This is a genomic window from Phocaeicola coprophilus DSM 18228 = JCM 13818 (assembly GCF_000157915.1).
Taxonomy (GTDB): Bacteria; Bacteroidota; Bacteroidia; order Bacteroidales; family Bacteroidaceae; genus Phocaeicola; species Phocaeicola coprophilus.
The window spans coordinates 39844-47399 of record NZ_EQ973645.1 but is presented as its reverse complement, the minus strand read 5'-3'; the positions used below and the strand labels follow the sequence as shown (position 1 = coordinate 47399).

At 44.0% G+C, this 7556-nt stretch carries 4 protein-coding genes and 1 pseudogene; all 5 read left to right on the top strand.

Features of this window, described 5'->3' with window-relative positions; all coding sequences use genetic code 11:
- Nucleotides 1–932: pseudogene (locus BACCOPRO_RS11655) on the top strand (hypothetical protein); the annotation flags it as partial.
- 120 nt (nucleotides 933–1052) lie between these two features.
- Nucleotides 1053–2579 carry a DUF5723 family protein gene (locus BACCOPRO_RS11650; RefSeq protein WP_008143888.1) on the top strand — a complete coding sequence of 509 codons (1527 nt, stop codon included), beginning with the start codon at nucleotides 1053–1055 and terminating at the stop codon, nucleotides 2577–2579.
- A 20-nt stretch (nucleotides 2580–2599) separates the two neighbouring features.
- Nucleotides 2600–4051, top strand: coding sequence for a DUF3868 domain-containing protein (locus tag BACCOPRO_RS11645; protein WP_040311459.1), 1452 nt, complete (start codon nucleotides 2600–2602; stop codon nucleotides 4049–4051).
- Nucleotides 4052–4393: 342 nt separating this feature from the next.
- Nucleotides 4394–7084, top strand: a complete 2691-nt coding sequence (locus tag BACCOPRO_RS11640; protein WP_008143886.1) for a TonB-dependent receptor — start codon at nucleotides 4394–4396, stop codon at nucleotides 7082–7084.
- A 46-nt stretch (nucleotides 7085–7130) separates the two neighbouring features.
- The coding region (locus tag BACCOPRO_RS18075) for a beta-helix domain-containing protein (protein ID WP_008143885.1) at nucleotides 7131–7556 on the top strand (426 nt) is incomplete at its 3' end.

Below are 7556 nucleotides of genomic sequence, written 5' to 3'. Positions count from 1 at the left end.
TGGAAATTGGTGAAATCTGCGGTCGCATTGATCCGGAAATCAATATTGACCCGACTAAGTTCACATTGGATGATCTGCCTGACTTCCTGAGTGATGATGCAACTGAGCTGGATATTAAAAATCCTGTATTCAGTTTGAATACCAATAATCCGATCGGTGCTCCGATTCTGACCAATCTGGTGATGAAAAGTTTCAAGAATGGTCAGAAAGATCCGATTGCAGAAGTAACAGTAAACGACATCGAGCTGGCAAAGAATACTGGCGAAGATGGTGACCGCCGTGTTGTCATAGCACGTGAAGAAGGAGATTATCAGGCTGACGAAGTAGCAGTCGTTCCTAATCTGAATGATCTGATCAAGAAGATTCCTGACTACATCGAAGTATCTATGGAGCCGCGTGTGGACAGCGAAAACTTCTATGAACTGGAGGTAAAGGATTATCAGATCAACGATGGTCTCTGTGATGTGGATATTCCGTTGACCTTCGGAAGTAATCTGCTGATTGTTTACAACGATTCCATCAAAGACTTGCAGAAGGATCTGGAAGATCTGGATATCATTTCATTCAAGAAAGCTGTGGTTACTCTTACTGCTGCCAGCACTATTCCTTTGAAAATGACGCTGAATGCAGATGATGTAGACATTAAGGATAAAGCCGGACGACCGATTGAAAACATCAAGGTAAGTATTGGTGAAGGTAAGGAAACGGTTAATCCTAGCACTGACGGAACAACCGAAGCAGAAAGTGAAGTAGAAATCATTCTGGAATCAGACAATGCTTTCGATACGCTGTCACGCATTGACCGTATTTGTTTCAAACTGAAGGCTGACTCAAAGGAAAGTTCCGGAGTGCCTTTGAAAGATACTCAGTGGATTCAGGTGAAGAAGAGTGCACTTCAGGTTCCTGGCGGTGTAAATATTGATCTCAACTAATCCTTGGAAACCGACATGTGAGAATTAAAACAGGATGTGCTGATACAAGACCGGCAAATAAATTATGATTCCGGCTGTGATCTTCCGTCCGTCAACTGATAAATAACAAAAGAATATCAAATGATGAAAAAACATATCTGCCGAATGATCCTTTGCGGACTGGCTGCTTCATGTGCAACTACCACCGTCATGGCTCAGGCCACGGGCAACCGTTCCTCTTATTTTCTGGAAGGATCTGTATATCGTCACGAACTGAACCCGGCCTTTCAAGGTGAACGGAACTATGTAGGAATGCCTGCTTTGGGTAATTTCTCTGTTGGAGCACAGGGAACAGCAGGCTTGGGAGACTTCCTTTACGTAAAGGATAATGGAGACTTGATGACATTCATGCACCCTGATGTCAGTTCAAAAACATTCTTGAATGATTTGCCGCGTCGGACAAAATTGGGTATAAACCTGAATGAGAATATTCTCTCTACTGGTTTCTTTGCATGGGGAGGTTTCAATACTTTTGGCCTTTCTGTCAAGAGTGACACTCGTTTCTCTTCACCCGATGATCTTTTCAAGTTTATGAAGAGTGGGGTTGACAGCCCGGAAGGAACCCATTATAAGGTGAATGATCTCAGTATTCTTTCTACCAACTATGCGGAACTGGCATTCGGACATTCACGTGCTCTGACAGATCAGTTAACCGTTGGTGCGAAGGTGAAATTCCTGGTAGGGCTTGCAAAAGCGACTGTAAAGATCGACCAACTGGATATCAAGGCTACTCCGGAATCATGGGTTATCACTCCGAATGGTGCAGAAGCTTATCTGTCTGCAAAAGGGCTGATTACTCCGACCAAAGGAGAAACCGGTAATTATGCAGAAAGTGATTACGTTCGTGACGCTTATGGAAATCCGACCAGCCAGCTGAAACCGGGAGCAGAAAATCTTATGTCGTATGACGATATTGACTTCGATGACAACAATATCGGACCTACAGGATTCGGTATGGCTTTCGACTTTGGTGCCACTTACAAATGGAATGATGACTGGACTTTCTCAGCATCTTTGCTTGATTTGGGATTTATCCATTGGAACAATACAGTCAAAGCTACGATGAGCAACTCTTTTGAGTTTGATGGTTTCCATGAAATCCCGGTAGAAGATACGGATGGTAATCCGAACTCAATCGACAATCAGGTAGACAGTTATCTGGATGACCTGGAAGGCCTTTCAAAATTTACAAAAGAAGGTGAAGGCCTGAAACGTAATACAGCCCTGGCAGCTACACTGCATCTGGGTGCTGAATACACATTGCCCGTATACGACCGGTTGAAGTTCGGTGGCTTGTGGACTACCCGTTTTCAGGGACGTCACACCTGGACTGAAGCGCGCGTATCTGCAAACGTATCACCTCTTACCTGGTTTGAAGCTTCTTTGAACTATGCATTGTCCAGCTTTGGATCAAGCACTGGCCTTATGCTGAACTTCCATCCGCGTGGGTTCAATTTCTTCCTGGCTGCAGATGTCCCAATGGGAAAATATGCCAAGAAGTATGCTATTCCGACCAACCGCTTCAATGCAAACTTCAACATGGGTATCAACTTTACCTTCGGTCCGAAACACAAACCGGTTTACCGTTGCGTAGAAGCTAACTTTTAATATATATAATGTATAGAAATATGAAGAAATCAATATTGTTGCTGGCTGCGGCTCTGCCATTCGCACTCTCAGCCAAAGACGTCAAGATAACCCGTCCTGCAGCTTCGCTGGACAATGATACACTGACACTCAGCTTCCGCTTCAACGTAGAAGAGGTGAAGGTAAACAGTGAACAGAGTTATACTTTTACTCCGGTATTGGTGAACGGTAATGAGCACCTCGTACTGGCTCCGATGGCTGTCAGCGGAAAGAAAAACTATAAGATGCCCCGTAAGATTCGTCGGGCCGGCCGTAAGTTCGGATTCAGCGAGCCTTATACGGCTGTATACGGAAAAGCTGCTGACCGCAATGACATTATCGATTATACAGCTTCATTCCCGTATGAAGACTGGATGGGATCAGCTTGTCTGGCTATGTTGCAGGAAAAAGATGAATGTTATCGTTCCGCCCCGCTGGATATTCAGATCGTGGAACATAAGCCGGTCATTCCTCCCTTGCCTACAGCGTATGAAATATGTGAGCCCTGCATGCAGATGGTTTCTTACCTGACTCCCAAGGCTGAGCCGTTAAAAGTACGTTCAGAACAAAGTACACTTTATATCGAGTATGCCGTAGGTGCAACTGCTTTCAAGGATGATTACAAGAATAACGGAGCAGAACTGCAAAAGCTGAAAGATATTCTTTCTCCGCTGACTACCGGTGATCTGGTTACCTTTAAGGCTATCAATGTGTGTGGTTATGCTTCACCCGATGGCTCCGCCAAGACCAATGACCGTGTAGCCTCGCAGCGTGCCGCTTCCTTCTCTGACTATTTGAAGAAAGCATACAGCTTCCCGGCTGAAGTACTGAAAGTAACCTCAGCAGGAGAAGATTGGGAAACACTGATTCAGATGTTGAAGGATGAAAAGCCTGCTTATGCAGATAAAGCCTTGGAAATTATCAATAAGTATTCAAATGTTGATACTCGTGAGGCCCGTCTGAAGAGTGGTTTGGGTACTGCAACTTACCGGACTATGCTGAATGACCTTTATCCGCGTCTGCGTCGTCTGGGTGTTTCAGTTGATTACGAGGTTCGTGAAGTAGAAAATGCAGAAGCAGCCAAATTGATCTATACAGATCCGAAACTTCTGAGCTTGCAGGAAATGTATCGGGTAGCTAAAGATCTGAAACCGGGAACCAAAGAATATAAGGAAGTATATGAAATTGCCGCACGTACTTATCCGGAAGATGCTGTAGCTTGTATCAATGCTGCTTCAGCAAATATCGTAAGCGGAGATTTCCAGAATGCGGAAAAACTTCTTGAGAAGGTGAAAGATGACAACCGTGCATGGAATAATCTTGGAGTACTGGCATGGTTGCGCGGAGACTTCCAGGCTGCACGTGACTGGTTTAATAAGGCTATGAGCGTTGAACCGGAAAAAGCAAAGGCCAATCTGGAAACCGTCAATATCTATGATCCGGTACAGGAATAAAAACTCAGTTACATTCAATTACTGATTTATTCAGGAGGGTATCAAGACTAGAATGACTACTCCAGAAAGTCCAGGATTGTAACTGTAATACTAAAGAGGGTCGTATCAAGCTCTGTGATGAGTAATGATACGGCCCTTTCTTTATGCTTCTTCAGGATGCTCAAATCTTAGTTTTTAGGTTCGTAATTTCAACGGCCGACTTTTGATATGTCCTTCAGGTTTATGGAAAGAATTTCAAGTAATACAATTGACATCTTAACGTAAACGCATTATCAACCTCTTGCAATATACGAGAAATACCCCTCCTCTAATTTTGCTTCCGAATTAAAAAAGGTGATCATAATGAGGAATGCAAACAAGATGACATTATTGGGTGCCATGTTAATGACAGCAGTCTCCGCACAGGCATTCAATGTAAAAGGAACCATTGTAGATAAAACAACCAAAGAACCATTGATCGGTGCTACCATTCAGATAGAAGGTACAACCACAGGAGCTATTACCGACATCGACGGTCGTTTCGAACTTTCCAATCTGAAAGGAAACAACTGTACGCTTGTCATACAATATGTTTCTTACCAGTCTCAGCGCATAACAATAAATGCCGGACAAAAAGAAGAACTGGTCATCGCACTTGCTCCAGATACTCAGACCATGGAGGAAGTCACAGTTACAGCCCGGAAGAATCTGGAAAATGAACGGACTCTGCAACTGGAACGTCAGCGTTCGTCTGTTGCCATTGAGAATCTGGGAGCCAAGGAAATGAGTGTCAAAGGCATTTCGAATGTTGAAGAAGGTGTCAAGAAAATAACAGGTGTTTCCATTGCTTCTGCGGGACAAATTATCGTACGAGGATTAGGAGACAGATATAGTACGACGACTCTTAACGGGCTTCCTATCGCTTCTCCGAATCCGGATAACAAATTGATTCCTCTGAATCTTTTCCCTACTTCAACGGTAAAAAACATTACGGTCAGCAAAGTATACGAAGCTAATGCTTTTGCAGATTATTCCGGAGCGCATATTGATATCGGTACTAAGGAGCAGACCGGAGAAGATTTCTTCAGCATTTCATTCAATACAGGAGGAAAGTTCAATACTTTGGGACGTGAGATGTATCGTATGGATCATGACGGTACACTTTTCAAAACTCCCTCGCTGAATAGTCAGCTTCGTGAAATGTCTCTTACGGATTTTGAAGATTATGCCCGGAAAAATACGTTGTTCAATACCAGTTTCGATGTTTCCAAAAAGAATGCTCTTCCGGAATTTGGAGGAAACATCGGTATTGGAAAGAATTTTGATCTGGGAGGTAATCAGCGGCTCAGTCTGCTTGCATCTTTGGGACTCAGCAATGAGCAGCAGATCATGATGGATGCCAGTGTCCGCACTTTGGAGGCAACCGGTACAACACTGAATGACTTCAACTATGACAGTTATGCGAATACTCTGAAGATCGCAGGTCTGGGAAGTCTTGGATACAGTTTCCGTACACGTGACCAATTGAGTTATACATTCTTCTATGCACGTAATGCCATTGATACTTATATGTATCGGGAAGGATATGACTACGAAGATCATAACCTGATTGGCAGTAACAGTGTGACTCATATCTATAGCTTGCAGAACCACCAGTTAAGCGGAAAGCATTTCTTCGGCGAACAGTGGAATCTGCAATGGGGCGGTTCATACAGTCAGACCAGCAGTGATGAGCCTGACCGCCGGCAGATTATGTTCATCAGAGAAGGAAGTGAACTGAATCTTTTCAAACTGAACCGGCAGGAAACCATGCGTTACTTCGGCACGCTGGATGAAAAAGAATGGGTAGGAAACTTAATGGGAGAATATAAATTTGGAACTCAGAACAAACTTCAGGCAGGATTTACCTACAAGGATAAGAGTCGTGACTATTTCTCCACACGTTTCTATTACAATTTGAACAAACTGAATCCAACCATCGGAAGCATTGAAGATATTTATACTCCTTCCGGGTACCTGAATCAGGAAAGTATCAATAACGGACAAGTAGTTATCAACCGCTCACAGCAACCCAAAGACAGTTATGCTGCCGGAACCAAGATTTATGCCGGATATATTCTGGCCGATATCTATCCGGTTGATGCCCTGCTGGTGAATGTGGGTGTACGTTATGAGAGCAGCCGCCAATGGGTCAATTATGCAGAAGACGGCGGAACGCAGCAACGTCGGGAATTGAACAGTGACGATCTCTTTCCTGCTATGAACTTACGTTATCAGTTCAATAAGAAAAATAATCTGAGACTTTCTTTCTCACGTACGGTAACCCGTCCTTCGTTCATTGAAATGGCACCGTTCCTTTATCAGGAATCTTACGGATCAGCTCAGATCCGAGGTAATGCTGAATTGCAGAACGGATATAACTATAACGTAGATTTACGCTACGAATTCTTTGAAGACAACGGAGATATGTTCTCTGCCACTGCTTACTATAAACATCTGGAAAACCCTATCGAGCAGATTCAGCAACTTTCCGGAGGCGCAACCATCCATTCATTCAAGAATGCCAATAATGGAATGGCAACCGGACTGGAAGTGGAGTTCCGAAAGACATTGGCACAGGAATTACGTCTGGGAGCGAATGCTTCATTCATGTACACGGACGTGAAACTGCCTGAGGGAGGTGCCTATACCAATACCGAACGTGCCCTTCAAGGTGCATCTCCATATCTGGTTAATGCAGACTTGACTTATAGTCCACGCTTCGGAGAAACCCGTCAGCTCAGTGCCGCACTGGTGTACAATCTGCAGGGACCGCGCATTCAGTCTGTCGGAATCTCCGGATTAGGAGACGTCAAGCAGCAGCCTGTTCACACTTTGAACTTTGCCGGAAGCTTTAAGTTCAGCGAAAAGGTGGCTGTCAAGTTGCAGGTAAATGATTTGCTGAATCAGCCGGTTATCTTCAAGCAGGAAGTTCCCTCAACAGGAGAAAAGGTAGAAGTGGAACGCTTCAAACGCGGAAGCAGCTTCGAAATAGGCATCACCTATACATTGTAATCAATCATTCAAAAAAATAACTCTTACTAACAAAAAAAGATTGTGTATGAAAAAGAACTGGAAATTTGCAACAATGGCTTTGGTTGCAAGTATGACCCTCTTTACAACTGCATGTAGTGACGATATCCCTAATGAAAATGGTGGTGACGGAAATGGTAACGAAGACAGCGCCTATACACTTGACAAGAATATTGAATCAGATCTGACGCTGGAGGAAGGAAAAACATATACTCTTAATGGAGGTATTCACGTAAAGGCAGGAGCAACGCTGACTATTCCCAAGGGAGTTACTATTATTGCTAAAAACGATGATGTTGTCGACTATATCCTTGTAGAGCAGGGAGCCAAGATCAATGCCGAAGGAACAGCTGATGCTCCTATCGTCATGACTTCCGAAAAGAAGGAAGCAGGAGCATGGGGCGGTCTTCATATCTGCGGATATGCTCACACCAACAATGGAACAGGCAGCTCT

Bases quoted from the DNA above. Each gene is read 5' to 3' on its own strand.
- BACCOPRO_RS11650 (WP_008143888.1), top strand. From the start codon at position 1,053: ATGATGAAAAAACATATCTGCCGAATGATCCTTTGCGGACTGGCTGCT.
- BACCOPRO_RS11640 (WP_008143886.1), top strand. From the start codon at position 4,394: ATGAGGAATGCAAACAAGATGACATTATTGGGTGCCATGTTAATGACA.
- BACCOPRO_RS11645 (WP_040311459.1), top strand. From the start codon at position 2,600: ATGAAGAAATCAATATTGTTGCTGGCTGCGGCTCTGCCATTCGCACTC.